At 62.7% G+C, this 26,190-nt stretch carries 27 protein-coding genes; 26 read left to right on the forward strand and 1 reads right to left on the reverse strand.

Annotated elements, in window-relative coordinates; all coding sequences use genetic code 11:
* Window positions 1-34: 34 nt before the first annotated feature.
* From ACVENA_RS06610 to ACVENA_RS06735, 26 genes are all read left to right on the forward strand, one after another.
* Complete coding sequence (locus tag ACVENA_RS06610; RefSeq protein WP_449328112.1) at window positions 35-1,540, forward strand: 2-hydroxymuconic semialdehyde dehydrogenase; 1,506 nt, start codon at window positions 35-37, stop codon at window positions 1,538-1,540.
* A gap of 19 nt (window positions 1,541-1,559) precedes the next feature.
* Window positions 1,560-2,348: a 2-oxopent-4-enoate hydratase gene (locus ACVENA_RS06615; RefSeq protein WP_449328113.1), complete on the forward strand. Its 789-nt coding sequence runs from the start codon at window positions 1,560-1,562 to the stop codon at window positions 2,346-2,348.
* Window positions 2,341-3,141 carry a 2-oxo-3-hexenedioate decarboxylase gene (gene dmpH / locus ACVENA_RS06620; RefSeq protein ID WP_449328114.1) on the forward strand — a complete coding sequence of 267 codons (801 nt, stop codon included), beginning with the start codon at window positions 2,341-2,343 and terminating at the stop codon, window positions 3,139-3,141. The genes ACVENA_RS06615 and dmpH overlap by 8 nt, the downstream gene beginning before the upstream one ends.
* On the forward strand, window positions 3,141-3,350 hold the full coding sequence (locus ACVENA_RS06625) for a tautomerase family protein (RefSeq protein ID WP_449328115.1): 210 nt from the start codon (window positions 3,141-3,143) through the stop codon (window positions 3,348-3,350). The genes dmpH and ACVENA_RS06625 overlap by 1 nt, the downstream gene beginning before the upstream one ends.
* Window positions 3,347-4,267 carry an acetaldehyde dehydrogenase (acetylating) gene (locus ACVENA_RS06630; RefSeq protein ID WP_449328116.1) on the forward strand — a complete coding sequence of 307 codons (921 nt, stop codon included), beginning with the start codon at window positions 3,347-3,349 and terminating at the stop codon, window positions 4,265-4,267. Before ACVENA_RS06625 ends, ACVENA_RS06630 begins: the two co-directional genes overlap by 4 nt.
* On the forward strand, window positions 4,267-5,313 hold the full coding sequence (gene dmpG / locus ACVENA_RS06635) for a 4-hydroxy-2-oxovalerate aldolase (RefSeq protein WP_449328117.1): 1,047 nt from the start codon (window positions 4,267-4,269) through the stop codon (window positions 5,311-5,313). The genes ACVENA_RS06630 and dmpG overlap by 1 nt, the downstream gene beginning before the upstream one ends.
* Window positions 5,314-5,426: 113 nt before the next feature.
* Complete coding sequence (locus ACVENA_RS06640) at window positions 5,427-7,175, forward strand: acyl-CoA dehydrogenase (RefSeq protein WP_449328118.1); 1,749 nt, start codon at window positions 5,427-5,429, stop codon at window positions 7,173-7,175.
* A gap of 171 nt (window positions 7,176-7,346) precedes the next feature.
* Window positions 7,347-9,890, forward strand: a complete 2,544-nt coding sequence (locus tag ACVENA_RS06645; RefSeq protein ID WP_449328119.1) for a TonB-dependent receptor — start codon at window positions 7,347-7,349, stop codon at window positions 9,888-9,890.
* A 144-nt stretch (window positions 9,891-10,034) separates the two neighbouring features.
* Window positions 10,035-11,729 carry a sigma 54-interacting transcriptional regulator gene (locus tag ACVENA_RS06650; RefSeq protein ID WP_449328120.1) on the forward strand — a complete coding sequence of 565 codons (1,695 nt, stop codon included), beginning with the start codon at window positions 10,035-10,037 and terminating at the stop codon, window positions 11,727-11,729.
* 200 nt (window positions 11,730-11,929) lie between these two features.
* Complete coding sequence (locus tag ACVENA_RS06655) at window positions 11,930-12,271, forward strand: phenol hydroxylase subunit (RefSeq protein WP_449328121.1); 342 nt, start codon at window positions 11,930-11,932, stop codon at window positions 12,269-12,271.
* On the forward strand, window positions 12,268-13,263 hold the full coding sequence (locus ACVENA_RS06660; RefSeq protein ID WP_449328122.1) for a phenol hydroxylase: 996 nt from the start codon (window positions 12,268-12,270) through the stop codon (window positions 13,261-13,263). Before ACVENA_RS06655 ends, ACVENA_RS06660 begins: the two co-directional genes overlap by 4 nt.
* 12 nt (window positions 13,264-13,275) lie before the next feature.
* On the forward strand, window positions 13,276-13,545 hold the full coding sequence (locus ACVENA_RS06665; protein ID WP_449328123.1) for an MmoB/DmpM family protein: 270 nt from the start codon (window positions 13,276-13,278) through the stop codon (window positions 13,543-13,545).
* Window positions 13,546-13,559: 14 nt separating this feature from the next.
* On the forward strand, window positions 13,560-15,074 hold the full coding sequence (locus ACVENA_RS06670; protein ID WP_449328124.1) for a YHS domain-containing protein: 1,515 nt from the start codon (window positions 13,560-13,562) through the stop codon (window positions 15,072-15,074).
* 70 nt (window positions 15,075-15,144) lie between these two features.
* The gene (locus tag ACVENA_RS06675; protein WP_449328125.1) at window positions 15,145-15,501 is read left to right on the forward strand and encodes a phenol hydroxylase subunit P4; all 357 of its coding nucleotides are present in this window, start codon (window positions 15,145-15,147) and stop codon (window positions 15,499-15,501) included.
* A gap of 5 nt (window positions 15,502-15,506) precedes the next feature.
* The gene (locus ACVENA_RS06680) at window positions 15,507-16,562 is read left to right on the forward strand and encodes a 2Fe-2S iron-sulfur cluster-binding protein (RefSeq protein ID WP_449328903.1); all 1,056 of its coding nucleotides are present in this window, start codon (window positions 15,507-15,509) and stop codon (window positions 16,560-16,562) included.
* A gap of 2 nt (window positions 16,563-16,564) precedes the next feature.
* Entirely contained in the window at window positions 16,565-17,026 is a 462-nt protein-coding gene (locus tag ACVENA_RS06685; protein ID WP_449328126.1) for a GlcG/HbpS family heme-binding protein, read from the forward strand.
* A gap of 92 nt (window positions 17,027-17,118) precedes the next feature.
* The gene (locus ACVENA_RS06690) at window positions 17,119-17,532 is read left to right on the forward strand and encodes a 2Fe-2S iron-sulfur cluster-binding protein (RefSeq protein WP_449328127.1); all 414 of its coding nucleotides are present in this window, start codon (window positions 17,119-17,121) and stop codon (window positions 17,530-17,532) included.
* Window positions 17,472-18,464 (forward strand): catechol 2,3-dioxygenase, encoded by a 993-nt coding sequence (locus ACVENA_RS06695; RefSeq protein WP_449328128.1) that lies wholly within the window; start codon window positions 17,472-17,474, stop codon window positions 18,462-18,464. The genes ACVENA_RS06690 and ACVENA_RS06695 overlap by 61 nt, the downstream gene beginning before the upstream one ends.
* 3 nt (window positions 18,465-18,467) lie before the next feature.
* Complete coding sequence (locus ACVENA_RS06700) at window positions 18,468-19,217, forward strand: SDR family oxidoreductase (protein WP_449328129.1); 750 nt, start codon at window positions 18,468-18,470, stop codon at window positions 19,215-19,217.
* Between the two features lie 9 nt (window positions 19,218-19,226).
* Window positions 19,227-19,658: a tautomerase family protein gene (locus ACVENA_RS06705; RefSeq protein ID WP_449328130.1), complete on the forward strand. Its 432-nt coding sequence runs from the start codon at window positions 19,227-19,229 to the stop codon at window positions 19,656-19,658.
* Between the two features lie 375 nt (window positions 19,659-20,033).
* Window positions 20,034-20,750, forward strand: a complete 717-nt coding sequence (locus ACVENA_RS06710; protein WP_449328131.1) for an NAD(P)H-dependent oxidoreductase — start codon at window positions 20,034-20,036, stop codon at window positions 20,748-20,750.
* Between the two features lie 269 nt (window positions 20,751-21,019).
* On the forward strand, window positions 21,020-21,949 hold the full coding sequence (locus ACVENA_RS06715; protein WP_449328132.1) for a catechol 2,3-dioxygenase: 930 nt from the start codon (window positions 21,020-21,022) through the stop codon (window positions 21,947-21,949).
* A gap of 267 nt (window positions 21,950-22,216) precedes the next feature.
* Window positions 22,217-22,969, forward strand: a complete 753-nt coding sequence (locus ACVENA_RS06720) for a LuxR family transcriptional regulator (protein ID WP_449328133.1) — start codon at window positions 22,217-22,219, stop codon at window positions 22,967-22,969.
* A 57-nt stretch (window positions 22,970-23,026) separates the two neighbouring features.
* Window positions 23,027-23,632 (forward strand): acyl-homoserine-lactone synthase, encoded by a 606-nt coding sequence (locus ACVENA_RS06725; RefSeq protein ID WP_449328134.1) that lies wholly within the window; start codon window positions 23,027-23,029, stop codon window positions 23,630-23,632.
* A gap of 11 nt (window positions 23,633-23,643) precedes the next feature.
* Complete coding sequence (locus ACVENA_RS06730) at window positions 23,644-24,522, forward strand: phytanoyl-CoA dioxygenase family protein (protein WP_449328135.1); 879 nt, start codon at window positions 23,644-23,646, stop codon at window positions 24,520-24,522.
* A 24-nt stretch (window positions 24,523-24,546) separates the two neighbouring features.
* On the forward strand, window positions 24,547-25,302 hold the full coding sequence (locus tag ACVENA_RS06735) for a DNA -binding domain-containing protein (protein WP_449328136.1): 756 nt from the start codon (window positions 24,547-24,549) through the stop codon (window positions 25,300-25,302).
* A gap of 28 nt (window positions 25,303-25,330) precedes the next feature.
* Here the strand turns inward: ACVENA_RS06735 and ACVENA_RS06740 are convergent, their stop codons facing one another.
* Complete coding sequence (locus ACVENA_RS06740; protein WP_449328137.1) at window positions 25,331-25,534, reverse strand: helix-turn-helix domain-containing protein; 204 nt, start codon at window positions 25,532-25,534, stop codon at window positions 25,331-25,333.
* Window positions 25,535-26,190 lie beyond the last annotated feature (656 nt).

The following is a 26,190-nucleotide window of genomic DNA, read 5'->3' on the forward strand; positions in this document are numbered from 1 at the left end:
GCTCCTAAGGATGCGGTGCAAGCGCCTGCGGAGGATGACCTTGAACGACCCTGTTGCAACCAGCGGCGCGCGCGGCGCATTACCGGAGATCCGGCATTTCATCGATGGCGAATATCGCGCCTCGATAAGCGGCAAGACATTTCCGAAGCATCGACCCTATGACGGCCGGCACATTCTCGACGTGAACGAGGGTGGGCGTGAGGAAATCGATGCTGCCGTAAGTGCTGCCCGCGCGGCACTGCATGGTCCATGGACGAAGATTTCAGTCGACGACCGCGCCGATCTGATGCGTGCGATCGCGGACGGCATCACCAAGCGGTTCGACGATTTCGTCAGCGCCGAGATGAACGATACGGGGCAGCCCATCTCGGCAATGCGCCATGCCTTCGTCCCTCGCGGCGCCGCTAACTTCAATGCCTTCGCCGATCTGGTGAAGTCGGTGTCGACCGAATGCTTCCACACGGAAACGCCAGATGGACGAGGAGCACTCAATTACGCGATCCGCAAGCCCAAGGGCGTGATCGGCGTGATCAGCCCCTGGAACGCGCCGTTCCTGCTGATGACCTGGAAAGTCGCGCCGGCGCTGGTCTGCGGCAATACCGTCGTGGTCAAGCCATCGGAGGAAACCCCGTCAACGGCGGCGCTGCTGGGCGAGGTGATGAACGAGGTCGGCGTGCCGAAGGGCGTCTACAACGTGGTGCATGGTTTCGGTCCCGATTCCGCTGGAGCCTATCTGACAGAGCATCAAGGCGTCGATGCGATCACCTTCACGGGTGAGACACGCACGGGCACGGCGATCATGCAGGCGGCGGCGCGGGGCGTGCGGGATGTGTCGTTCGAGCTCGGCGGCAAGAACAGCGCCATCATTTTCGCGGACGCCGACCTCGAAGCGGTCCTTGAAGGTCTCATGCGATCGGTGTTCCTCAACACCGGCCAGGTCTGCCTTGGCACCGAGCGAGTCTTCGTCGAGCGGCCGCTGTTCGACAGCTTCGTCAGCGCACTTGGCGAACGGGTTAAAGGCCTCAGGCCGGGGCATCCGGAAGGTGCTGGCACCAACTTCGGACCGCTGATCTCGCTCGAGCATCGGGAGAAGGTCCTCGGCTATTACCGTCGGGCGCAGGCCGATGGCGCCATCATCGTCGCCGGGGGCGGAGTGCCCGAATTGCCGGCCGAACTCGGCGGTGGTTCGTGGGTCGAGCCGACCATCTGGACCGGCCTGCCCGACGACCACCCGGTCATCCAGGAAGAGATTTTCGGTCCCTGCTGCCACGTTCGTCCGTTCGATACCGAGGAGGAAGTGATCGGCCTTGCCAACGATACCTCCTATGGCCTCTCCTCCGTGATCTGGACCCAGAACCTGTCGCGAGCCCACCGCATGGCCGCAGCGATCGATGTGGGCATTACCTGGGTGAACTCGTGGTTCCTGCGCGACCTGCGCACGCCATTCGGCGGCACCAGGCAGTCGGGCATCGGCCGCGAAGGCGGGGTACACAGTCTCGAATTCTACAGCGAACTGCGCAACGTCTGTGTGAAGCTCTGACATGGCCCTTGAAACCAACATGATCGAGCGCCTCGGCGACGAACTCTTCGAAGCCCTGTCCGAAAACCGGACCGTGCCCAACCTGCGCGACCGCAATCCGGGGATGGACATTGTCGACGGCTATCGCGTGCAGGAACGGATGATCGCGCGCAGGCTTGCTGCGGGGGAAACCATCGTCGGCAAGAAGATCGGCGTCACGTCCAAAGCGGTGCAGCAGGCAATCGGCGTTTTCGAGCCCGACTTCGGCCAGTTGACCTCGGCCATGGTGGTCGAGGACGGCGCGGCGATCGATCTCGACACGCTGATCCAGCCCCAGGCCGAGGGCGAGATTGCCTTCGTGCTCAAGCAGGATCTGATCGGCCCCGGCGTCACCGCCACCGACGTCCTGCGCGCCACCGACTATGTCACCGCGTGCTTCGAGATCGTCGATAGCCGGATCGACAATTGGGATATCCGCATCCAGGACACGGTCGCCGACAACGCCTCGTGCGGTATCTATGCGCTGGGGCGTGAGCGCTTCGATCCGCGGGATGTCGATCTGACGCTCGCGGGAATGGTTCTCGAGCGCAACGGCGAGCTTGCCGCTACCGGGGTCGGCGCGGCGGTGCAGGGCTCTCCGCTTAATTCCGTCGCCTGGCTCGCGAACACGCTTGGCCGCCTCGGCATTCCATTCCGGGCCGGGGAGGCGATCCTGTCGGGATCGCTCGGTCCGATGATCCGCATCGCCGATGACGATCGCCTGTCGGTGCGCATCGGCGGCCTTGGCAGCTGTTCGCTTTCGTTCATCCGGGGAGGCTGGAATGCTTGAGACCGCCACGATCCAGGCGATCGCCGATATCGTCGTCGGGGCGCAGGACGGCGCCCACACGATCACCAAGTTCACCGATGATCATCCCGAGATGACGATCGAGGACAGCTATGCCGTGCAGGACGAACTGCTGCGGCGCTGGCAGGCGCGGGGACGCAAGCTTGCCGGGCTCAAGGCCGGTCTGACGTCGAAAGCCAAGATGGACCAGATGGGCGTCCATGTTCCGAGCTTCGGCATATTGATGAACGACACGCTTGATTCCGACATGGGCGTGGTGCCGATGGACAAGCTGATCCATCCGCGCGTCGAGGCGGAAATCGCTTTCGTGATGAAGAACGCGTTGTCCGGCCCTGACGTATCGATCGAGCAGATCATCGCCGCGACAGATTTCGTTCAGCCGGCCGTCGAGATCATCGACAGCCGCTTCGAGAAGTTCAAGTTCGACCTCGTCAGCGTAGTCGCCGACAACGGTTCATCGGCCCGCTTCGTGATGGGCGGCCGCGCCCGCCGGCCCCAGGAGCTGTCGCTCGATACGATCGGGATCGTTTTCGAGAAGAATGGCGAAGTCGTCGCCACGGCCTCTTCCGCCGCCGTGCTCGGTCATCCGGCGCGGGCGATCCAGATGCTGGTGGCCTGGCTCTACGAACGGGGCCGTACCTTGCCCGCCGGAACGATCGTGCTGACGGGCGGCGCGACCGAAGCCGTGGCGGTCGCGCCCGGCGACTACATTTCCGCGCGGTTCCAGGATCTGGGCACCGTGAGCTTCCGCATGGGTCAGAAGGACGCCGAGTGATGCCGATCATATCCGTCACAATCGCCGAGGGTCGGCCCGTCGAGAAGCGCCGCACGCTGATCAAGGCGCTGACCGAAGCCACGGTCAATGCCTTCGATGTCCGTCCCGACCAGGTGCGGGTCATCATCAACGAAGTGCCACTCGAAAACTATGCCGTTGCCGGCGTCACGTTCGCCGAGCAGGCCTTACTCCCAGGAGCAAGCAAATGACGAAAATCAGGTGTGCCATCATCGGCCCCGGAAATATCGGGACCGACCTCCTTTACAAGCTCCTGCGTTCGGACCTGCTCGAGCCGGTGTGGATGGTCGGGGTCGATCCCACTTCGGATGGCCTATCGCGCGCAAAGGAACTGGGCCTCAGGACCACCGCCGACGGCGTGGACGGGCTGCTGCCGCATGTCGTCGAGGACAAGATCCAGATCGCGTTCGATGCCACGTCGGCCTATGTCCATCCGGAAAACAGCCGCAAGCTCAATGCGCTTGGCGTGCTCATGATCGATCTCACGCCCGCCGCGGTCGGACCGCTCTGCGTTCCGCCGGTCAACCTGGCCACGTTGGCTGACCAGGCCGTTATGAACGTCAATATGGTGACCTGCGCGGGGCAGGCGACAATCCCGATGGTCAAGGCCGTCAGCCGCGTTCAACCCGTCGACTATGCGGAGATCGTCGCGACGGTGGCCTCGAAGTCGATCGGTCCTGGCACGCGCAAGAACATCGACGAATTCACCCGCACGACATCGGGCGCCGTCGCCAGGGTCGGGGGCGCGAAGGTCGGCAAGGCGATCGTTGTCGTCAATCCCGCCGAGCCGCCGCTGATGATGCGCGATACCGTCTATTGCGAGACGGCCGAGGATCCCGACCAGGAGGCGATCACGCGTTCGGTCCGAGACATGATCGCCGAAGTGCAGAAATATGTGCCTGGCTACCGTCTGAAGAACGGCCCGACCTTCGAAGGCCGCAAAGTGTCGATCTTCCTCGAGGTTGAGGGCCTTGGAGACTACCTCCCCAAATATGCCGGCAATCTCGATATCATGACCGCCGCCGGAGCGCGCACCGCCGAGATGTTCGCGCACGAGATCCTGGACGGAACGCTCAAACTCAAGCACACCGTCGAGGAGGCCGCATAATGACACTCGAAGCGCAAGTCCGGGGCCGCAAGGTCAAGATGCATGATATGTGCCTGCGCGACGGCATGCACTCGATGCGCCATCAGATCACGATCGAGCAGATGATCGACATCGCCACGGGTCTCGACGAGGCCGGCGTGCCGCTGCTGCAGGTTACCCATGGCGATGGCCTCGGCGGCTCCTCGCTCAACTACGGGCGCGGCCTCCATACGGACAAGGAATATATTACCGCCGTCGCCTCGCGGATGAAGAACGCAAAGGTCTCGGTGCTCCACGTCCCTGGGATCGGCACGCTCGACGAGCTGCGCATGGCGGCGGACTGCGGCGCGAAATGCGTGCATGTCGCCTCGCATTGCACCGAGGCGGACGTCACCGAGCAGCATATCGGCCTCGGGCTCAAGCTCGGCATGGACACCGTCGGCTTCCTGATGATGGCGCATATGACGCCGACCGCGAACATGGTCGAACAGGGCCTGCTGATGGAAAGCTACGGCGCGCAGACCGTCTACTGCGTCGACAGCGCCGGCTACATGCTGCCCGATGACGTGACCGACCGTATCGCTTCGCTGCGCGCGGCGCTGAAGCCGGAAACCGAGATCGGCTTTCACGGCCACCACAATCTCGGGATGGGCGTGGCGAACTCGCTCGCGGCGGTCGCGGCGGGCGCTGACCGCATCGACGGTTCGGCCGCCGGTCTTGGCGCGGGCGCGGGCAACACCCCGCTCGAATTGTTCGCCGCCGTGTGCGATCGCCTGGGCGTCGAGACCGGGGTCGATACGTTCAAGCTGATGGACGTGGCGGAGGATCGGGTCCTGCCGATCATGCCCCGGCCGCCGCGCGCCGACCGGGATTCGATCACGCTGGGCTATGCCGGCGTCTATTCGACCTTCCTCTACCAAGCGAAGGACGCGCACAGGAAATACGGGATTTCCGCGCGCGATCTCCTGCTGGAGCTGGCCCGCAAGAAGATGATCGGCGGGCAGGAGGATATGATCGAGGACACCGCGCTCACCATGGCCAAGGAGCAGGGCCTGATCCCCGCATAATCGCACGGATTACCGGCCTGCCGACCCGCCCGCTGCCATCTCTCCCGGCGGCGGGCGGGTTTTGTTTGCGGGCGCGAAGCGCATGCATTTTGCCATCGACCAAGGATTGCCCCATGGATTTCTTCCCGCCCGTCGCCGAACAGATCTTCGCGCTCGAGCATGCCGCCGGTCTCGCGCGGATTGCAGAGCATGCGCGCTTCGCGGAAGCAACGAGCGAGACGGTCGCAGCCGTGCTGCAGGGTATCGCAGCGCTTGCGGCCGGGGAATATGCGCCGACCAATCGCGTGGGCGACACGGCCGGGCCGCGCTGGATCAACGGGCGCGTCGAGATGCCGGCGGCCTTTCATACGGCCTATCGTTCGTTCGTCGAAGGCGGGTGGGGCGGCATTGCGGTTTCGCCCGAGCTTGGCGGGATGGGGCTGCCTTTCTCTCTGGCCGTGGCGGCGATGGAATCGCTTGGCACAGCCAATATGGGCTTCGGCCTGATCCATCTTCTCTCCTCCGGCGCGATCCACGCCATCGAAGCCTACGGCTCCGACCATCAGAAGAAGGTCTGGCTTCCCCATCTCGTGAGCGGTCGTTGGAACGGCACGATGAACCTCACGGAACCCTTGGCGGGCAGCGATGTCGGGGCCTTGCGGACGCGTGCGGAACCGGCCGCTGGCGAGGGGCAGTGGCGCATTCGCGGCCAGAAGATCTTCATCACGTTCGGCGAATGCGACCTCGTTGAAAATGTCGTCCATCTCGTCCTCGCGCGAACGAACGATGCGCCCTCGGGCACAAAGGGGATTTCCCTGTTCCTCGTGCCCAAGCTGCGGCTCGACGATCAGGGGCGGCCGACCATTCCCAACGGCGTGCGCTGCGTTTCCATCGAGCACAAGCTGGGCATTCATGGCTCTCCGACCTGCGTGATGGCCTATGGCGAAGACGGCGAGGAATGCCTCGGCGAGCTTGTCGGCGAGCTTGGCGGCGGCATGCGGGCGATGTTCGTGATGATGAACAAGGCGCGCCTGCTGGTCGGCAACCAGGGCGTGCAGATCGCCGAACGCGCGACTCAGCAGGCGCTCGCTTATGCTCATCAGCGTATCCAGTCGGCGCGCGCCAGCGATCCGACTGCGGGACCGGTGGCGATCATCGAGCATCCGGATGTCCGGCGCATGCTGCTCCGGATGAGGTCGCTGACGGAGGCCGCGCGCGCGCTGACCTATGCCTGTGCGGGCGCGATCGATATGGGCTCGGCGGGCGATGGCAAGGCGGCAGCGCGCGCCGAAGTCCTGACCCCTCTGGCAAAATCCTGGGCCAGCGATATTGGCTGCGAGGTCGCCAGCCTCGGCATCCAGGTGCATGGCGGCATAGGCTACATCGAGGAGGCGGGCGCTGCCCAGCATTATCGCGATGCCCGTATCGCCCCGATCTACGAGGGAACCAACGGCATTCAGGCCGCTGATCTGGTGGGACGCAAGCTCGCGATGGCGGACGGCGCGGCGATCGGCGATCTGATCGAGGATATTCTCGCAGAATGCGGTGAGGAGCCCTTGCTCGGTGCTCTGGCTCGGGCGTGCCTGGAGGTCCTCGCCTGGCTCAAAGGCCGTCCCGTGGATGATCGCCTGGCGGGAAGTCACGATTTCCTGACGATGCTGGCCGTGGCCACGGCCGGTTGCCTCATGGTGCGGCAGGCGAGGGCAGCCAAGGCCGGGCTAGCTGGTGATGCGGACAGCGCATGGCTCCAGGCCAAGGCGGCCACGACACGCTTTTTTCTCGATCGGATCGTTCCCGAGGCATTGGGGCGCAAGGTCGGCGCGATCGCCGGATCCGAAGGGCTCTATGGCCTTTCGCCCCAGGCCCTCATCGGTGTTTGGTGATACGTTTGGAGCATCGCGGAGCGGCTAAAATGGTATTGGATAGTATCTCTTCCGCTGACTAACGAACCTTTCCAAGGATTGAAGTGTCACCGCCTTTGGAGAGGCAAATTCAATATACTCGGCCATGTTCCGAGTTCCTCTCCCGAAGCGCGCCCAAACAGGGAGGGGATTATGACGAAATATCTGCGCCTCGGGATTTCCGCGCTCGCGGTCATCACCGCATCGGCTTCGCCCGCCTTTGCGCAGGAGGCCGCGCCGCAGGCCGAGGAAGCGGCGCCCGAAGGCGGGCTGCAGGAGATCGTGGTCACTGCCCAGAAGCGCGCCGAGAACGTCCAGAGCGTGCCGGTCGCCATTACCGCCGTTTCCGGCGACATGCTGACGGCCAAGGGCATCACCGATGTCGCCAGTCTCGCCGGCCAGGCGCCGAACGTGACGCTGCGCAGCACCGCGCAGTTCGGCGGATCGAGCTCGGTCCTCATTTCCTACATTCGCGGCATCGGCCAGAACGACTTCGCATTCAATCTCGAGCCGGGCGTCGGCGTCTATATCGATGGCGTCTACCTTGCCCGCAATATCGGTGCGAACGCCGATCTGCTCGACCTGCAACGCATCGAGGTGCTCAAGGGGCCGCAGGGGACCCTGTTCGGACGCAATACGATGGGCGGCGCTCTCAGCATCGTCACCCGAGATCCGGGCAATGAACTGAAGGTCAAGGCGGAAGTTACCACTGGCCGCTTCAATCGCATCGATTTCCGCGGTTCGATCGACATTCCGCTCGTCGAGGACCGCCTTGTCGCGAGCCTTGCCGTTTCGACCAAGCATCGCGATGGCTACCAGGAGCGCATTCCCTACACCGGCTATACCGACCAGAACCCCATCTATCTGCTCGCCACCGGCGGGGCCTATGGCGGTCCGACCAACACCAATTCGTTCGAAGGCAATCTCTACCCGATCACCAGCCAGAAGCGCCCCGATCGTTCGGGCAACCAGAACCAGACGGCCGTGCGCGGCAAGTTGGTCTGGACGCCGACCGATAACCTCAAGGTTCGGCTGATCGGCGACTATCTGCGGGTGAACGAACAGGCAGCGCCGTTCTCGTTGCTGCGCGTCGAGCAGAATGCCTATGTCGCGGTCTACAACACCTGCATCACCGGCAATCAGGCGGTGATAGACGGTGTTTCGGCCATGGCCGGCTTGCCTGGGCTGTCCAACGTCTGCAACGGTATACGCGGGAACGTGGGTTCGCCGACCGGCACGCAGCCGTCTCTGGCAAGCCAGGCCGGCCAGCATCTTCCCTATGACGGTCGCTACGTCGTCAGGAAAGCGGACGGCAGCATCGATCCCGACAAGTCCTATGCGGCGGGTGCCAACTTCAACATCGTGAAGAACTGGGGCCTCAATGGTCAGATCGAATATGATGTCGCCGACAACCTGCAGCTGAAGTCGATCACGGCCTATCGCAAGCTCGACTCACGCTTCGGCGCCGATGTCGGCGGCGATCCGTCAGGCGCCTTCCAGCCTACCTTCGGCGATGATGAGCAGCAGTTCACCCAGGAGCTCCAACTGATCGGCAAGGGCTTCGGTGGCCGCTGGAAATACGTCTTCGGCGGTTACTTCTTCCACGAAAGCGGGAGCCATGTCGAAGGTGTGAGCTTCACCGGTGGCCTGCTGCAGATCAATTCGCCCAATGACCGCTACGACACCAAGTCCTACGCGATCTACACCCACAACAACATCGAGCTGATCCCCGATCGGCTGGGGATCACGATCGGCGCGCGCTACACCCACGAAAACAAGTGGTTCGAGGGCACGCAGCAGGACGAGAACAGCTTCGTCTATCGGCTGATGGCGCTGCCGCCGTCGGTTCTCGCCGACCCGTCCGATCCCACATGGCTCTATCCGCTGGGTCGGAACACGCAGAAGTTCAACAACTTCTCGTACCGCATCGGCGCCGAGTACCACATCGACAGGGACATCATGGCCTATGTGTCCTATGCGACCGCCTTCAAGGCGGGGGGCTGGACGACGCGCCTGACCGGGCCGTTGTTCGACACCACGACGCTTCAGCCGCTTCCCGCCCCGACCTTCGGCCCGGAAAAGGCCAAGACCGCGGAAATCGGCCTGAAGGCCACCTTGCTCGACCGCAGGCTGCGTCTCAACTTCGCGGCGTTCCACACCGACTATCGGAATATCCAGCTTACTTTCGTCAACGGCTCCTCGCCGGTGACCGCCAATGGCGGCAACGGCAAGATCGACGGCTTCGAAGTGGAAATGAACGCCGCCCTGTTGCCGCATTGGTCGCTCGATGCCAGCGCCGGCTATCTCAACGCCCGTTACACCAAGATCCTGCCCGGTATTCCGCTGACCGGCGACGAGGATTTCGTGAACACGCCGAAATGGACGGCTCAGGTCGGCACGTCCTACGAGATCGAGACCGGCATCGGTTCGTTCACGCCCCGGATCGACTGGACCTTTGCGACCAAGACCTACAATGACGAGACCAACACGGCGGACCTGATGACGCCGTCGCACAGCTTTTTCAATGCGTCGCTCACCTACAAGATGGCGAACAGCGGGATTGAGCTGCAGGCCGGCGTCACCAACCTTACGGACAAGCGGATCATCGCTTCGGGTTTCTCGAATGCGGAAGCGGTCTACAGTGGTGTGTTCAGCCGGCCGCGTGAGTGGTTCCTGACCTTGCGCTATTCCAATTGATCCACCCTGCTTGGGAGGTCGCCTGGGCGACCTCCCGCCTTTTCGCCACATGCGCTTGCGGGACAGTCCGTCTCTTCATTCTCGGGACAATTGCTGCCATGAAACCGGAAAACATAGTCGCGGAGAAGGTAGCGGTGTGATCCAATGGATGAAAATCGCCTGATTGAGCAATATGGGCTTCACGAAAGCCTGAAGTTCCAGACGGCCGACGGACATATCTGGTTCGATCAGGCGCGTATGCTATTGTTGCATGCCACGACGCTTGGTGAGATGCGTCGCGAACTGATCGAGCAACTCGGCAGCGTCAAGGCCAGAGGCATTCTCTGGCGCTTCGGCTTTCGTGGCGGTCAGAGCGACGCCCGCGTCGCGGCCAAGCGCGCGACGAAGGCGGACGACTACGATTCCTTTCGTCTGGGTCCCGCGATCCACGCGCTGGAAGGCATGGTCAAATCCGATATTGTCGACCTTTCGATCGACTGGGAAGCTGCGAGCCTAGAGGGCGTCGTTCAGTGGATTTCGAGCTGGGAAGCCGAATCCCACGCCGAGCTCGGGCTAGCTCTCGATGAGGCAGATCCGACGGCGTGCTGGAGCCTGACCGGCTATGCATCGGGTTATGTCAGCGAGTATTTCAAGCGATTGATCCTGTTCCGCGAGGTCGAATGCGTCTGCGCGGGTCATGCCAAATGCAAGGTTGTCGGAAGGCCGGCGGAAGGTTGGGGCGACGATTCGCCGATCGAGCAGCTTTGGCTCGAGCATGGTGATCTCAGGCGTTTGGAGGCAGAGGAGGAACTGCGCCTACTCCGGCGGCACGCGCGCCGCGGCGAAAGCCGGCCGCCGGCACCGGGGAAGGGGCCGATCATCGGCGCTTCGCCCGCCTTTATCCGCGCCTTCTCATTGCTCGGCAAGGCCGCGCAGAGCGCGATCAATGTGCTCCTCCTGGGAGAAACCGGGGTGGGCAAGGAAGTCTTTGCCCGTTGGCTGCACGAAAACGGTCCGCGGGCTGCCGGACCGTTTGTCGCGATCAACTGCGCGGCCATCCCACTCGATTTGGTGGAAGCCGAGCTGTTCGGCGTGCGGCGCGGGGCTTATACCGGGGCCGATGAAACGAGGCCGGGGCGTTTCGAGCGCGCAGATGGCGGCACGCTGTTCCTCGACGAGGTGGGCGACCTGCCGCTCGCGGCGCAAGTCAAGCTGCTGCGCGTGTTGCAGACCGGAGAACTTGAGCGTCTCGGCGATACGCGTCCGATCAAGGTGGATGTCCGCATCGTATCGGCGACCAATGCGCATCTGGAGGACGCCATTCGGGAAGGGCGGTTCCGCTCTGATCTCTACTACCGGTTGGCGACCTATCCGGTTGCGATCCCGCCGCTGAGAGAACGGGGCGGGGATATAGGGCTTCTCGCCCGCATGCTGGTCGATCGCTTCTCACCGCGTTATGGCAAGCAGGTCGTCGGCTTTACCGATCATGCGCTCTGGACGCTCGAAGGCTATGATTGGCCGGGGAACGTGCGCGAGCTCGAAAACGTCATTGAGCGCGCGGTGCTGCTCGTCGATGATGGCCAGGTCATCGGCACCGAGCAACTGCCGCCCGAATTGCTCCGGGGTGAAGAGGGCGCGATCGGCGTGAGCCGGGGTGGGGCGCTCGTTCACAAACCGGCGGCATCGTGCGAGAAGATGCTCGAGGACATGCTTGTCGACGGCTTCGATCTCGCCGCGCACGAGCAGATGATGGTCGAACTCGCGCTACGCAAGACCGGCGGCAATCTCGCCGATGCGGCCAGGATGCTCAACCTCTCGAAGCGCCAACTCACATACCGCCTCAACAAGCAGGGCGTGTGATCGTCGGCCTCGTGACATTTTTGGTCCGGTAGTCGACCGGACATGACAAATATGTCCTGAGATCCCGCCGCCCGCCGGGCTTCACCTTCGAATTTCCCCCAATATCCGCTCATTTTGCAAAGTGGCACGGGCCTTGCTGAACAGGTCTCGCGCCCTGTCGAAAAGGCGCGACAAAACAGGATGGGAAAGGTCTGCAGGTCATGGAAGGCGAAAGCCCGGCACAAACCGCGAGAAGCTACGAGAGCGGCGCTCATGCCTCGTCTAGTGACACGGTGTTTGATCCGTCGCGCAAGTTCGTGCGCGTGAACGGCGAGCGGCGCGGTCTGGTCGAATTCGACTTCGGCGTGGGCGACCTCGCGCTCAGCGTCGAGATGATGCTGCCACCTGAAGATTTTCGCCAATTCTGCGCAGACCAGCAGGCCACCCTGGTCACGGCGAGCCGTGACGCTGCCCAGGGGGACGAAGCGGTCGCGATGTCGTGGCGCCCATCGGACGTCCAGCACCTCATAGAGCGGCAGGCCAGCCTGCCTGGAGAGCAATGATGCAGATCGACCTCAAGACCATCCAGATCGAGCCGAAGCGCAAGACCTTTGACAATCTCGTGCGGCGGTTCGGCGACAAGCCGGCCTCTCGTTATCAGGAAGCCTCCTACGATATCCAGGCGAAGGAGAATCTGCACTACCGCCCGACATGGGCGCCGGACCAGGAACTCTACGATACCCAGAGTTCGCGGGTGAAGATGGCGGACTGGGACGCCTTCAAGGATCCCCGTCAATATTTCTACAGCACCTATACATTGACGAGGGCTCGCCAGCAGGAAGCGGTTGAAGGCGCCTTCGCCTTCGTCGAGAGCCGGGGGTTGCACCAGTCCGTGCCGGTCGATGTGTCGAGCGCTGCGCTCGCCGTGTTGGTGCCGCTGCGTCATGCGGCCTGGGCTTCTAACCAGAACAATGTGCTGATCGCCGGGTACGGCGTGGGCACGACCTTTACTCAGCCCTGCCTCTATCAGGGCATGGATGCGCTGGCGATCGCGCAATATATCTCGCGCGCTGGCCTCTTGTTCGGTGGAGCCGAGGCGCTGTCCGCCGGGCGCGAGGCATGGATCGGGGCGGATGTCTGGCAGCCACTGCGGAGGCTCGCCGAAGACACGATGGTGGTGCGCGATCCGGTAGAACTGTTCGTCGCGCAGAACTTCGCCATCGACGGCCTGTTGTATCCGGTCGTCTATGAAACGCTGATCGATGGCGTTCTCTCGGCCAGAGGCGCCTCGGCGATAAGCATGGTCACCCAGTTCCAGGTCGATTGGTACGCGGAAACCGCCAAGTGGGTGGACAGCGTGCTCAAGATCGCCGCCGCAGAGAGCGAGGGCAATGCCGCCGCGCTCGCGGAATGGTTCGCAAGCTGGAGCGCGCGCGCCGCCGCGGCGCTTCTGCCTGTCGTGGAGCCGGTGCTGGGCGAGGGCGCGGACGCCGTGATCGCCGAGGCGCAGGACAGCCTGCGCAAGCGGGCCGCCAAGGCCGGCCTCGCGCTCTGAGGAGAGATAATCATGTCGACCGTGTTCATTGTGTTTCAGGCCAACGAGGAAACCCGTCCGATCATCGAAGCGATCGTGCAGGACAATCCGGCCGCCGAAGTGGAAAATCAGCCGGCAATGGTGCGCGTCGCGGCGCCCGATGAAATGACGATCAAGCGCGAGACGATCGAGGAGCTGATCGGCCGGCGCTTCGATCTCCAGGAACTTCACATCAACCTCGTGACCCTGTCGGGCCACGTCGACGAGGACGACGACCGGCTCGTGCTGAGCTGGAACAATTGAGAGGATACCCGATCATGGACATGCAAACCCCGGCGCCCAAGCTCGGCATCAAGGAGCGCTATCGCCTGCTCACCCGTGACCTGGGATGGGAGCCCACCTATCAGTCGAAGGAGGCGCTTTTCCCCTACACCCGTTATGAGGGGATCAAGATCCATGATTGGGACAAATGGGAGGATCCCTTCCGCCTGACCATGGATGCCTACTGGAAATACCAGGCGGAGAAGGAGCGCAAATATTACGCCATTCTCGATGCCCATGCCCAGAACAACGGGCATCTCAATATCACCGATGCGCGCTACCTGACCGCGCTCAAGATCTTCATCCAGGCGATCAGCCCCGGAGAATATTGCGCGCACAAGGGCTTCGCGCGCATCGGCCGCGAGTTCGAGGGCGTCGGCACGCAGGTCGCCTGCCAGATGCAGTCGCTCGATGAAATCCGCCACGCGCAGACCCAGATCCACGCCGCATCCAACTACAACAAATATTATAACGGCTTCCATGCCTTCGCCGACGGCCGCGACCGTATCTGGTACACCTCGGTCGCGCGCTCCTTCTTCGACGATGCCATGTCCGCCGGGCCGTTCGAATTCATTACCGCGATCGGCTTCGCCTTCGAATATGTCCTGACCAACCTGCTGTTCGTCCCGTTCATGTCTGGCGCCGCCTACAATGGCGACATGGCCACCGTGACCTTCGGCTTCTCCGCGCAGTCGGACGAAGCGCGGCACATGACACTGGGCCTCGAGTGCATCAAGTTCATGCTCGAGCAGGACCCCGACAACCTGCCGATCGTGCAGGGCTGGCTCGACAAATGGTTCTGGCGCGGAATGCGGATGCTCTCGCTCGTCGGCACGATGATGGATTACATGCTGCCCAAGCGCGTGATGAGCTGGAAGGAAGCGTGGGAGATCTATGGCGTCGAGAATGGCGGCGCGCTGTTCCGTGATCTCGCCCGCTATGGCATCCGCCCGCCCAAGGGCTGGGACCTGGCCAGCGAGGCATCCGAGCATGTCACCCATCAGTTCATGCTTGGGCTTTACCAGTGGAGCTTCGGCACGGCCTTCCATGCATGGATCCCGAACGAGCAGGACATGGACTGGCTCTCGAAGAAATATCCGGACACTTTCGATCGCTACTACCGGCCGCGCTGGGAGCACATCAACCAGATGGCGGCGGCCGGCACGCCCTACGCCAACTATGGCCTCGCCAAGCTGTGCCAGACCTGCCAGCTCCCTGTCGTCTTCACCGAACCGGGCGATCCGACGCGCCATTGCTATCGCGAGACTGTCTACGAAGGCGAGAAGTTCCACTTCTGCTCCGACGGCTGCAAGGACATTTTCGAGCATGAGCCCGAGAAGTTCGTCCAGGCATGGCTGCCGATGAACCAGCTGTTCGCCGCGCCCAACTTCGGCGACCTCGGCAAATGGATGGAGTGGGTCGGCCTGCGGCCCGGGATCGACAATGGCGACTATTCGACGTCCGAGGACCGCGCCAATTTCGAGACCTGGCGGCAGAGAGCTTCCGCCTGAGGCCAGGCGCGGACAGCGCTCCGCGACGCCCGCGCCCCTGACACCACTGCATTCGTAGAAAGGACCCATCATGTCGGTCAAGGCTATCGGGACATACAAGTTTCCTTCGCGCGATCGTGAAGAGATATTCGGCGACAACATCATCACCTATTTCAGCTGGGAGCAGCACCTGCTGTTCGCGGCGCCGTTCCTGCTGTTCACGCCGAGGGACGTTACCTTCGGCCAGCTGATCGAAGACCGGGTCAAGCCGCTTCTAGTGTCCGATCCCCAGGCCGGTGAGATCGACTGGAACGGTGTCGAATGGCTGAATGGCGACAAGCCGTTCGCGCCGGATTTCGCGGCCACGCTGGAAGCCAACGGGATCGGGCACAAGGATCATATCCGCATGATCACCCTGTTTCCCAGCGCGCTTTTCCCCAAGCCCTGAACGCCATGGCTCATGAACTGACGATAGAGCCGCTGGGCGCGAGCGTGCCGATCGAGGAGGGGCAGACCATTCTCGATGCCGCCCTGCGCGCCGGCATATATCTTCCCCATGCCTGCGGCCATGGTCTGTGCGCCACCTGCAAGGTGCGCGTCGTCGACGGCGAGGTGGACCATGGAGATGCCTCCAGCTTCGCGCTCATGGATTTTGAGCGGGACGAGGGCAACACGCTGGCCTGCTGCGCCACCGTCGAGGAGGATGTCACGATCGAGGCGGACGTTGATGAGGATCCCGACGCCGAGGTCATCCCGATCCGCGACTTCGCTGGCCGAGTGACCCGGATCGAAAGCCTGACGCCGACAATCAAAGGCCTGTGGATCGATCTCGGTCAACCTCTCCACTTCCAGGCCGGCCAATATATCAATCTTGTCTTGCCGGACGGCATCGGCACGCGCGCCTTCTCGATCGCCAGCGCGCCGGGCGATGGGCAGTTGATCGAGCTCAACATCAGGCTCGTACCGGGCGGCGCCGGGACCGCTTATGTTCACGAGGTCTTGCGCGAAGGGGATCCGATTAAGGTCACCGGCCCCTATGGCCGCTTCTTCGTGCGCAAGTCCGCGAACGTGCCGATGCTGTTCATGGCCGGCGGCTCGGGTCTGTCGAGCCCCCGTTCGATGATCCTCGATCTGCTGGCGCAGAATTGCGACCTGCCAATCACACTGATCTATGGTCAGCGCAGCGGCGAGGAACTCTACTATCACAACGAGTTTCTCGAGGCTGCCGCCAGCCATGCCAATTTCACCTATTTACCGGTGTTGTCGCGCGAGCCGGACGACAGCGCCTGGCAGGGCGAGCGCGGCTTCGTCCATGAACTGGCGCAGCGCCACTTCGGCGGCGACTTCCGGGGGCACAAGGCCTATCTGTGCGGCCCGCCGTTGATGATCGAGGCCTGCATCGCGACGCTGATGCAGGGGCGGCTGTTCGAACGGGACATCTACACCGAGAAGTTCATTTCGGCAGCGGATGCCCAACAGATCCGCTCGCCCCTGTTCCGGTCGATCTGACGATGAAACAGGGCCAGAAAGATGAGGCGGGGAGGGGCGGGGGTTCCTTCGCGCCCGAGGCGCTGCCTGGCGAAGTGCTGGAGCAGGTGCTTGCCGCGGCGCGCGCCGAGTGTGAACGCCTTGGCGTTCGGGCCTCTGTAGCGGTTGTCGATACCGCGGGGGCGTTGGCCGCGTTCCTCAGGCTGCCCGGCGCGTTCCTCATCTCGACCGAACTCGCGATCGACAAGGCATGGACCGCGGCGGGGTTTTCACTCTCGACACGCGGCCTTGGCGACATGCTGGCGCAGGCCGAGGACAGTGTGCGCGACGGCCTCTTGCGGCGCCCGCGCTTGACTGTCGTTCCGGGCGGCATCCCCATCCTGCAAGGGGCGCACTGCCTGGGTGCGATTGGTGTGTCGGGCGGATCCGCGCAGGAGGACGAGCAAATCGCAGCGGCCGGACTTCAGCAGGCCGGAACTGGTTGAGAATACGCAAACCGTATCGCGGGCTGCACGCTAAGGTATTGGAGAGTATCGTGCGGAGGCAGTACCTCAAGAGGTGGGAGAAGGACGAAACAATGGCACCCGATTCCGCCAGCATGGCGGCAGCACAAGAGATGATGGGGCGCTCGGCTGCAGAGCCAGGCCACCGGTTTCGTGTGCGGGTGGCCGGAACGTCGTTCCAGTTTCTCGCCCAGGCCGATATCCCGTTGCTGCATGGTATGATCGCCGCTGGCACCTCGGCCGTAACCGTAGGCTGCCGTGGCGGAGGCTGCGGAATTTGCCGCATCCGCGTGATTGGCGGTCTTTATCGGGCTTTGCCCATGAGCCGGAGCCGTATCTCGCAGGCCGATGAGGCGACGGGAATTGTGCTGGCCTGCAGGATCATTCCCCAGGGCGACCTGGAAATCGAAGTGCTTCCGCTCAAAGTGTGGCGAAAGCCGGAACCCAAGCGTGGCGACGCCGCGCCAGAAAATCCTGGAGAAAATTGATGTCTATCCACGGCGTCCTGAGGCTGGGCGAAATTTGTGTGCGGGTTCTCGATATCGAGGCCTCGCGCCGGCACTATGGCGACTATCTGGGCCTGATCGAAACGGGCCGCGATGACGATGGCAAAACCTACTACAAGGCCTGGGACGAGCATGATTGCCACTCGGTCGTCATCCGCCCTGCTGACCATTGCGGCGTCGATTATGTCGCGTTCAAGGTTCTCGATGACGACGCATTGTCCGAGCTCGACCGGCGGCTGCGGGACTATGGCGTCAAAACCCGCCAGATCCCGTCTGGAACCTACGCCCGCAGCGGACGGCGCGTCGAGTTCACGCTCCCCACAGGCCATGTCTGCCAACTCTATGCCTTCAAGGAGCAGGTCGGCAACGGCATGGATGCGGCCAATCCGGGAACGATCCCCGACGATGGCTACATCAAGGGCATGCGCATCATCCGTCTGGACCATTGCCTGCTCGGCGGACGGGATATCGCCGCGTCGCGCGATTTGTTCATCAAGGTGTTCGGATTCAACCTCACCGAGGAATTGCAGGATCACGAATCCCGCGCAGCCCTGGCCACATTCGTGTCTTGTTCGAACAAGCCGCATGATATCGCCTTCGTCGCCCAGCCCGAGGACGGCAAGCTCCATCATATGTCGTTCCTGCTGGAGTCCGTCAGCGATCTCTATCACGCTGCGGATCGCATGGGGAAATATGACATTCCCATCGATTTCGGGCCGAACCGCCACGGCGTGACCCGCGGCGCCACGGTCTATTTCTTCGATCCGTCGGGCAACAGGAACGAGGTCTTCACCGGCGGCTATGTCTACTATCCGGACAATCCGGCGCTGATCTGGGATACCTCGAAATTCGGGAACGCCCTGTTCAGCCAGGGCAACGTCGTCGTTCCCAGCTTCCTTAATGTGGTGACCTGACCGATGCGCGAACAGGCAATCGTCGTCGGTGCGGGCGGCGCGCTCGGGCAAGCCATCGTGGCGGACCTCGTTGGTGCCGGCATCGACGTTCTCGGCATCGCCCGAAACCCGGCATCGCTCGCCGCGCTTGGCGAACGGCATGGCGACAGGTTTCGGGCCGTCATCGCCGATATGGCCGATGACGCGGCGATCGCGGCGATCGGCGCTGCGATCACCGCGCCGGTGGCCATGGTGGTCCATGCTCCGGGGGTGACGGTGGCGGGTGGCGTGCGCGCCGCGCCCACGGCGGCGCTGGTCGAGGCCTGCAATATCAAGGTCGGAGGCTTCGTTCGCCTGGTGCGGGCCGCCGAACCGAATCTGCGGCGGGGATCGCGTCTCGTCGCGATCGGGGGCCATTATGGCTTCGAGCCGACTGCCTATGCCGCGACCGCGGGCGTCGCCAATGCGGCGCTTGCCAATCTCGTGCGGCAGATGAGCTGGGCCTATGGCGAGCTCGGTGTGACGGCTCATCTCGTTGCGCCGGGGCCGGCGGATACCGACCGCCTGCACGGCATCGCCAGGGCGCGCGCCGAGAAGGAGGGCGTGAGCTTCGAAGTGATGCTCGATCGCATGCGAGCGGACTCCGCGATCGGAGCATTCACGTCGGTCGAGTCCGTGGCCTGGGCGATCGCTTTGCTTCTCGACCCACGGGCCGACGCATTCGCCGGCTCGACCATGATGCTCGATGCAGGGCGTCGCCACGCCATTCCTTGAGGAGACGAAATGCCCATTGTCGAGTTCCATCTGACCGAGGGACGGCAATCCGAAGGTGACATCGGCGCGTTGCTCGAACAGGCGACCGATTTCTATGTCCGGACGCTGTATCCTGCCGTCGATCCTCTACCTCTGGACCGCGTAAGGGCTTTCGTCTCACTGCATCGGCCGCAGCATTGGGCGACCGCAGGCGTGCTGGCGTCGGAAGGAGGAGCAGATGCGCCCTACTTCACCTGCCTGGCGCTGGCGGGAAGGCCACAGGAGCAGCTTCACACCTTGCTGCGCGGATTCACCGATCTGATCGTGGAGCACTGTCGCTGCGAACGCCGCCATGTCCGCGGGCAGGTGATCTCGATCGCGCCGGAGAACTGGTGCATCGCCGGGGAGCCCGCCAGCATGGTCCGCGCCGGCGAAACAGAATGGCGCGCCAAAGGAAGCTGAGAGTGCCGGGCACCCTGTGACAATGCGCCACGGGCGGCATCGCGGTAGGAGCGCGACGTGACGAGCTGGCAAGGCGTGTTGCGCATGGGCGCAGGGTGGTTGGTGCGGTGGCTTGAAGCCTATGGTTGCATCCATCTTCGGGCCTTTGGCGATGGCGGGGAGGCGTCGCACGGTTCGAACGACGGAGCCGTGAGGCCGAGTCCATCGGCGGGTGAGGACGTAGGCAAGCAACCGGTCGGCAGCGATGCGATCGGTCGGCGCCTCCCGTGAGACCATCGTCCATCGGCAAAATCACGATTCAAGCCGTCCGGCTGAGAGCCTTGATCGCGTCGACATGCAGGCATCACGACGAAGCGAAGCATTGGAAATCCATATATGTCTGGAACAGCACTTCTCGTTCATGCGCATTCGGAAACAGATTCGTTCGTTACGGCGATGCGCGACAGAATTGCCGGGCGCCTGGCCGCCGATGGGTGGCGGATCGCGCATTCAGACCTCTATGCAATGGGCTTCAATCCCGTCTTGTCGCCAGCGGATTTTTCTGCCCGGAAGGATTCAGGGCATCTGGTTTACGCTCTGGAGCAACGCCATGCCTACGAGACCGGCACCATCGCGTCCGATATCAGCCTCGAGATAGCCAAGATCCTGGCCGCAGACCTCGTCATCTTCACCTTTCCGCTGTTCTGGTTCGGTGTTCCCGCGATCTTGAAGGGGTGGATCGACCGGGTTTTCGTATCGGGGACGTTCTACCGGGGCCGGCATATCTACGGCTCGGGCGGCATGGCCGGGAAGCGGGCTTTCGCGGCGTTCAGCCTTGGCGGGCGCCAGCATATGTTCGGCCCCGGATCGATCCACGGTGAGCTCGTGACCGGAATGCTGCGACCTTTCCTCCAGGGCGCGCTGGGCTATGTCGGCTTCGAGGTGATCGAGCCGTTCGTTGCTTATCACGTCCCTTATCTGAGTCCCGAAGGACGCCAGGAAATTCTCGCGTCGCTTGAATCGGCTGTCGCTCGTCTGGACGAGCGCGAGCTGTTGGCGATGCCCGATCTGGCTGTCTTCGATGCGCAATTTTTGCCTTTGCCTCTCACCTGAGGAGAGCAGGGACAACTTTCGACCAAGTGATACCGAAAAGGTAACAATGCAGCGGGAAAATGGTATTTGCTCGCAACTCATGAAAGGCCTAGTCGCCTTAGTGCAAACAAGTTGACGTCCCCGGGGACTTTGATCTGGAAACGCCGATGGACCTGCAAAGGCAGGAGGCGGCCAGAGGGGCAGTCGATGCTAATTCATGAAATTCGGGCACGTCGCGCGAACGGTGTTTCGGCGCGAATAGCGGATCGGATGGTATTGAGGGAGTGGATATGGCACTTGATGGCGTACTGCGCCCTGGACATGCGCAGATCAGAGTCCTGGAACTGGACAAGGCGGTTCAATTTTACCGCGATGTTCTGGGGCTTGAGGAAACCGGTCGTGACAGTTCAGGCAGGGTTTTCCTGAAGTGCTGGGACGAGCGCGACCACCACAGCCTCATTCTGCGCGAATGCGACCGGGCGGGAATCGATAGTCTCGCCTTCAAGGTACGGGACGAAGCTACGCTTGACCGATTGAACTCAGATCTGAACGCTTATGGCGTCGCCACAGAATGGATGCCCGCCGGCGATCTGCTCGAAACCGGGCGGCGCGTGTGTTTCACGATCCCTTCAGGCCACACCATTGAACTCTATGCGACCAAGACCTCTGTCGGCAACGGCATCGGCATGGTCAATCCCGCACCGTGGCGGTTGAGCGCCGAACATGGGATCGGCCCGGTCCGGTTCGATCATGCCCTGCTTTATGGTCCCGATATCGCCAAGGTGCACGACCTGTTCGTTGAAGTGCTCGGCTTCTACCTGGTCGAGCGCGTGCTCACACCCGATGGGAACGGCAACGCAGCTATCTGGCTCTCCTGCGGACAGAAGGTCCACGATATAGCGTTTGCTGAATATCCCGAGCCCGGAAAGCTGCATCACGTCTCGTTTCTCATGGAAAGCTGGGAAAAGGTCCTGCGAGCTGGCGACATTATGTCGATGAACGAGGTTCCAGTCGATATCGGTCCGACACGCCATGGCGTGACGCGCGGCTGCACGATCTATGCTTGGGATCCGTCAGGCAATCGTTTCGAAACCTTCATGGGCGGGCATCTACCTTATCCGGACTACGAGCCTCTGACGTGGTCCTTCGATCACTTTGGTCAGGGGCTTGATTATCCTCAGCGCAAGCTTCACGAAAGCTTCCTGACAATAGTGAGTTGATAGTTTCATAATAATATGAGTGAAAAACTATAAACGCACATGCTTATTAACAATGTGAGCGATTATTAAAATTTGAGGGTATGTATAGGACATATTTCTTATTTGCAATTTACCATCTTTTACAAAAGATGGCGCGGTAGTAAAAATTTTCAAGCTTCGATTTGTAGAAAATACTCAACAAATCCTCATTGCTTAGACATTGATCATGGATGGCTTAATGTGGGTGCAATGCCCAAACTCCCTGGATGCTAGGTGGGAGTTTGGCCAATGTGGCTGTCCCGCTTCGTCAAGGACTTTCGTAATGCTGCAGACGCAGCGACCGCAGAAATGGAACTGGCCGGGACAATTAATGATGTCGCGCGCGAACTGGGATTCGAATTCGTCGCTGTTCTCCACTCGGCAAGCCTGGTCAGGCCATGTTCCCAACTCATCCGGTATGAAAATTATCCGCAGGGTTGGGATCGCCGGTTGATAGGTCGTGGCGGCAAGATCGTCGACCCCATCCTCGCGATCGCGCGTCGGCGAGCATCGAGCTTCCTTTGGGGCGATGTGCTGGCACGCGTGGTATTGTCTGGAGAGCAGCACGCCATTCTTGACGATGCGTCACGCTATGGCATCCGTCAGGGCATAACCATCCCAGTGAATGTGCCCGGCGAGCCCGAGGGGTCGGTTAATTTCGCAACGAGCAGGATTCACGACATCACTTCCGAGCGCATTCTTGTCGCGGATGTGGTGGGACGCATAGCATTTGATGCGGCGCGCCGGATCGCAGGCCTTTCGAATGGCCCAGATTTCGTTCCCCATATCGCTGACCGCGTGCGCGAATGCATCTTCTGGATCGCGCATGGCAAGACCGATCAGGACATCGCCGCCATTCTCGGCATAGGCCTCGAAACCGTCCGGACTTACGTCAAGTCGGCGTTCCGCCTGCTCAATGTGATAACCCGCGCCCAGCTCGTCTATGAGGCTTTGCGTCTCGGGTTGATCGAGTTCCTGCCGTCTATTCCCCCATTCGGGTGAATATCTCTGCCATCGGCATCCTGATCATTGTCCGGCTCCACTTCGAGGAGCTTGCCCATGATCAGACTATCCCAAGGCTACGATCTCGCCGACATCTATGACACCGGAATGTTCGAGGACCGGCGATTGCTGTTCGTCGATACGATGGGCTGGGATGTGCCCGTGTCGCACGGCCGCTTCGAGATCGACCAGTTCGACGGACCCGACGCGGTTTATATCGCGGACCTCGATGACAGCGGTCATCATCAAGGATCGATGCGTCTCCTGCCTTCGACACGGCCGCACATTCTCGGCGATCTGTTTTCCGGGCTGTGCGATCGCGCCGTCCCGCGCGCCGCCGACATCTTCGAGATCACCCGGCTTTGCCTGCCGTCACGGCTTGGGGCCGGGGAACGGCTGCGTGTGCGCAACCGCCTGATCACCGCCATGGTCGATCACGCGCTGGGCGAAGGAATCCGGACCCTGACCGGGGTGGTTCGGTCGGGCTTTCGCGAGGCGGTGCTGGCGATGGGCTGGGATGCCTCGCCGCTTGGGCCGGTTCGCACGATCGGCGGTATGACGCTCGGCGCCTTTCGCATCGAGATCGATGCCGACACGCCCGCACGCCTTGCGCGCACCGGCATTTACGCTCCCGTGGCCAAGTTCGCCGCGGTCGCTGCGTGAGGAGGATGGCAATGACGCACCTCATCACGCACCACGCAGCCGATTTGCTGAGCCAGGGCTACACCGTCGTTCGCGGCGCGGTGTCCGCCTCGCTTGCCGAAGCGCTCAACGCGGACCTTGATCGTTGCTTTTCCGAGACGCCGTTCTGCGATGGCGATTTCTATGGTCGGCGCACCAAGCGGTTCGGCAGCCTGCTGACGCGATCTGCGCTCGCCGCGCAATTTGTCCAACACCCCGTCGCGCTTGGGCTTGCCGAACATGCGTTGGGATCGTTCTGCGACCGCATCGCGCTCAACCTGACCCAGGGCGTCGAAATCCACGAAGGCGCGCTCGCGCAATATCCGCACCGCGACGAGGACATGTGGGCCGGACCCAGGGGCGAGATCGAATACCTGATCAACGTCATCTGGCCCTTGACCCCGTTCACCGCCGAGAACGGCGGCACCCGGATCTGGCCGGGGAGCAACCAGTATCTGGGTGAGCCGCAGGCGGAAGATCGGGCCATCGTTCCCGAACTCGAGCCGGGGGACATGCTCGCCTTCCTCGGCAGCACGCTCCACGGCGGCGGCGCCAACCGGACCCCGACGCCCCGGCGCGGGCTGATCGTCAGCTACAGCCTTGGATGGCTCAAGCCCTTCGAACTGCAATGGCTGGTCTACCCGCCCGAGATCGCGCGGACCTTCTCGCCGGAACTCGCGGCACTGATCGGCTATGCCCAGCACCGGCCCAATCTCGGCAATGTCGAGGGACAAGACCCCTCGGTGCTGCTCTATGGCAAGCCGGCCGCGCATCAAGCCGCAATCGACGCGCTACGCGACGATCAGGCCGAGGCGCTACGCGGCTATGTCGCGGAGCAGCAGGCGGCGAGGGCAGGGGCTTCGCAGCCCTGACGACAGGAGACGGGAGCCTGCGTCGTGGCCATCGCCGGCGGCGACTGGCGCGACGCGGGCTCCTACGCCCGGCTCCTGGGCGGAGACCGGCGCTGCTTTGCCTGGGAGTGGTTGCGGCGGACCCCGGCCTATGTCGCAGCCTGGCGCGAGCGGCAGGCGCCTTCTCCTTTCGGCCTGATCGCGTTTTCGGATCCTGACGACGACGCGTTGACAGCGCGGCCAATCTGGAGCCGCGGGATCGATGCCGGCGTTTTGCAGGGCAGCGTAGTTTCCGGCGATGGCGATGATGGCGGTGTGGATCGGTTCGACTTCAGGCGACTTGACCCATTGCTGACAGTGCTGCCGGGCGAGAGGGACCGAGCCCATATTCTCATCTCGGACGGTCTGCGCTCGATCCGCATCGATTTGCTGGGTAATGGCGGCTTGCGTGAGCCTCTGGCGCTTGCCTGGCGCATTGCGGGCGTGACCTGCGCCGATCCGCAGATCACGGCGTTGACGCAGTTTGTCGCCCTGGCGCGACACGGCCGCTTTTCCCGGACCCTGCATCCCGTCGAACGGCGCGCGGCGCGGTGGACGCAAATGCTGCGCGTTCATGATGCGATAGCGGTCGGAGTTTCGACGCGTGAGATCGTTGCCGGGTTGTTCGGCGTCGATACGCTTCAGCCGCGGTGGCGCACCGATGCCGCATCCTGGCGACTGCGAGTGCAGCGGCTTGCGCGCGGGGCCGGGCGCTGTCTGGCGATGGGGCCGGGTGGATGGCTCGGCGGCGGGCCGGTTTAGGCCGGTGCCGGAGGATATGGGTTTGGCGTCAGGCGCTCGTGCGCTGGCGCATCCTTGCCGCGGTATCGGGATGCAGCATTTCCCAGGTCTCGACGCCCAGCGCTTCGGCGAGATTGCCGAGCTTGTCGATCGAGATTGCGTATTTCTCGTTTTCCAGATCGCTGATGTAGCTGCGGTCGATGCCCGATTTCACCGCAAGTTCTTCCTGCGCGATCTTTCGAACTTCGCGCAATGCTTTCAAGTTTCCGGCTACGATTTTGCGATCCCTGGTCATTGTGCGCCATTGTGGACGCCGCAGATATTTCCGCTGTCGGGAATACCCTACAGAAGCGGAGGTTGACCCCTCGCGCCGTGGGCGCGACCGCGCTCTATTCCGCTAGGCGCCTTCGCCGCCAAGCTCCACCGGGCCGGCTTTGCCGTCCCGGCCAAAGGTGACGATCGCTGGGGCAGCCGGACAGGGCGTCCGGCAATGTGGAATCGCGCGGGGGCCGCGCGATGGGGGACCGTGCGCGAGACGATCCCATGCGCCCCCTTCGCCGTCTCACAGCATCCCTGGCGTGCCGCACGGATTTTCATCGGCAAGGAGTTGCGTCGGAGGAAAGCTGCGCTAGCCGGAACGGGGCCGGCGGCGTTTGTCTGCCTTGCGGCAGCGCCAGCCCCGTTCCGGCAAGCTCCGCGTAAATCCTCCTCCCGTGCCTCTTGCCGACAAGAAATCCGCGCGGCCCTGGGGATCCTGCGAGGACGGCTCCGGGTGCGATGGGATCGGGGCAAGCCCCGCGCCCGGCCCCTGGTAGACGCGGTATCGGTCGCACGGGCGGCCGATGCGTTCTTGTCGTTTGCTGGCGCGCTGGTCGCGCGCCCCGGGGATGCTCGGACTCTCCAGTTGCG

Source organism: Sphingopyxis sp. 550A, from assembly GCF_053569535.1.

Bases quoted from the DNA above. Each gene is read 5' to 3' on its own strand.
- ACVENA_RS06610 (WP_449328112.1), top strand. From the start codon at position 35: ATGACCTTGAACGACCCTGTTGCAACCAGCGGCGCGCGCGGCGCATTA.
- ACVENA_RS06615 (WP_449328113.1), top strand. From the start codon at position 1,560: ATGATCGAGCGCCTCGGCGACGAACTCTTCGAAGCCCTGTCCGAAAAC.
- dmpH (WP_449328114.1), top strand. From the start codon at position 2,341: ATGCTTGAGACCGCCACGATCCAGGCGATCGCCGATATCGTCGTCGGG.
- ACVENA_RS06625 (WP_449328115.1), top strand. From the start codon at position 3,141: ATGCCGATCATATCCGTCACAATCGCCGAGGGTCGGCCCGTCGAGAAG.
- ACVENA_RS06630 (WP_449328116.1), top strand. From the start codon at position 3,347: ATGACGAAAATCAGGTGTGCCATCATCGGCCCCGGAAATATCGGGACC.
- dmpG (WP_449328117.1), top strand. From the start codon at position 4,267: ATGACACTCGAAGCGCAAGTCCGGGGCCGCAAGGTCAAGATGCATGAT.
- ACVENA_RS06640 (WP_449328118.1), top strand. From the start codon at position 5,427: ATGGATTTCTTCCCGCCCGTCGCCGAACAGATCTTCGCGCTCGAGCAT.
- ACVENA_RS06645 (WP_449328119.1), top strand. From the start codon at position 7,347: ATGACGAAATATCTGCGCCTCGGGATTTCCGCGCTCGCGGTCATCACC.
- ACVENA_RS06650 (WP_449328120.1), top strand. From the start codon at position 10,035: ATGGATGAAAATCGCCTGATTGAGCAATATGGGCTTCACGAAAGCCTG.
- ACVENA_RS06655 (WP_449328121.1), top strand. From the start codon at position 11,930: ATGGAAGGCGAAAGCCCGGCACAAACCGCGAGAAGCTACGAGAGCGGC.
- ACVENA_RS06660 (WP_449328122.1), top strand. From the start codon at position 12,268: ATGATGCAGATCGACCTCAAGACCATCCAGATCGAGCCGAAGCGCAAG.
- ACVENA_RS06665 (WP_449328123.1), top strand. From the start codon at position 13,276: ATGTCGACCGTGTTCATTGTGTTTCAGGCCAACGAGGAAACCCGTCCG.
- ACVENA_RS06670 (WP_449328124.1), top strand. From the start codon at position 13,560: ATGGACATGCAAACCCCGGCGCCCAAGCTCGGCATCAAGGAGCGCTAT.
- ACVENA_RS06675 (WP_449328125.1), top strand. From the start codon at position 15,145: ATGTCGGTCAAGGCTATCGGGACATACAAGTTTCCTTCGCGCGATCGT.
- ACVENA_RS06680 (WP_449328903.1), top strand. From the start codon at position 15,507: ATGGCTCATGAACTGACGATAGAGCCGCTGGGCGCGAGCGTGCCGATC.
- ACVENA_RS06685 (WP_449328126.1), top strand. From the start codon at position 16,565: ATGAAACAGGGCCAGAAAGATGAGGCGGGGAGGGGCGGGGGTTCCTTC.
- ACVENA_RS06690 (WP_449328127.1), top strand. From the start codon at position 17,119: ATGGCACCCGATTCCGCCAGCATGGCGGCAGCACAAGAGATGATGGGG.
- ACVENA_RS06700 (WP_449328129.1), top strand. From the start codon at position 18,468: ATGCGCGAACAGGCAATCGTCGTCGGTGCGGGCGGCGCGCTCGGGCAA.
- ACVENA_RS06705 (WP_449328130.1), top strand. From the start codon at position 19,227: ATGCCCATTGTCGAGTTCCATCTGACCGAGGGACGGCAATCCGAAGGT.
- ACVENA_RS06710 (WP_449328131.1), top strand. From the start codon at position 20,034: ATGTCTGGAACAGCACTTCTCGTTCATGCGCATTCGGAAACAGATTCG.
- ACVENA_RS06715 (WP_449328132.1), top strand. From the start codon at position 21,020: ATGGCACTTGATGGCGTACTGCGCCCTGGACATGCGCAGATCAGAGTC.
- ACVENA_RS06720 (WP_449328133.1), top strand. From the start codon at position 22,217: ATGTGGCTGTCCCGCTTCGTCAAGGACTTTCGTAATGCTGCAGACGCA.
- ACVENA_RS06725 (WP_449328134.1), top strand. From the start codon at position 23,027: ATGATCAGACTATCCCAAGGCTACGATCTCGCCGACATCTATGACACC.
- ACVENA_RS06730 (WP_449328135.1), top strand. From the start codon at position 23,644: ATGACGCACCTCATCACGCACCACGCAGCCGATTTGCTGAGCCAGGGC.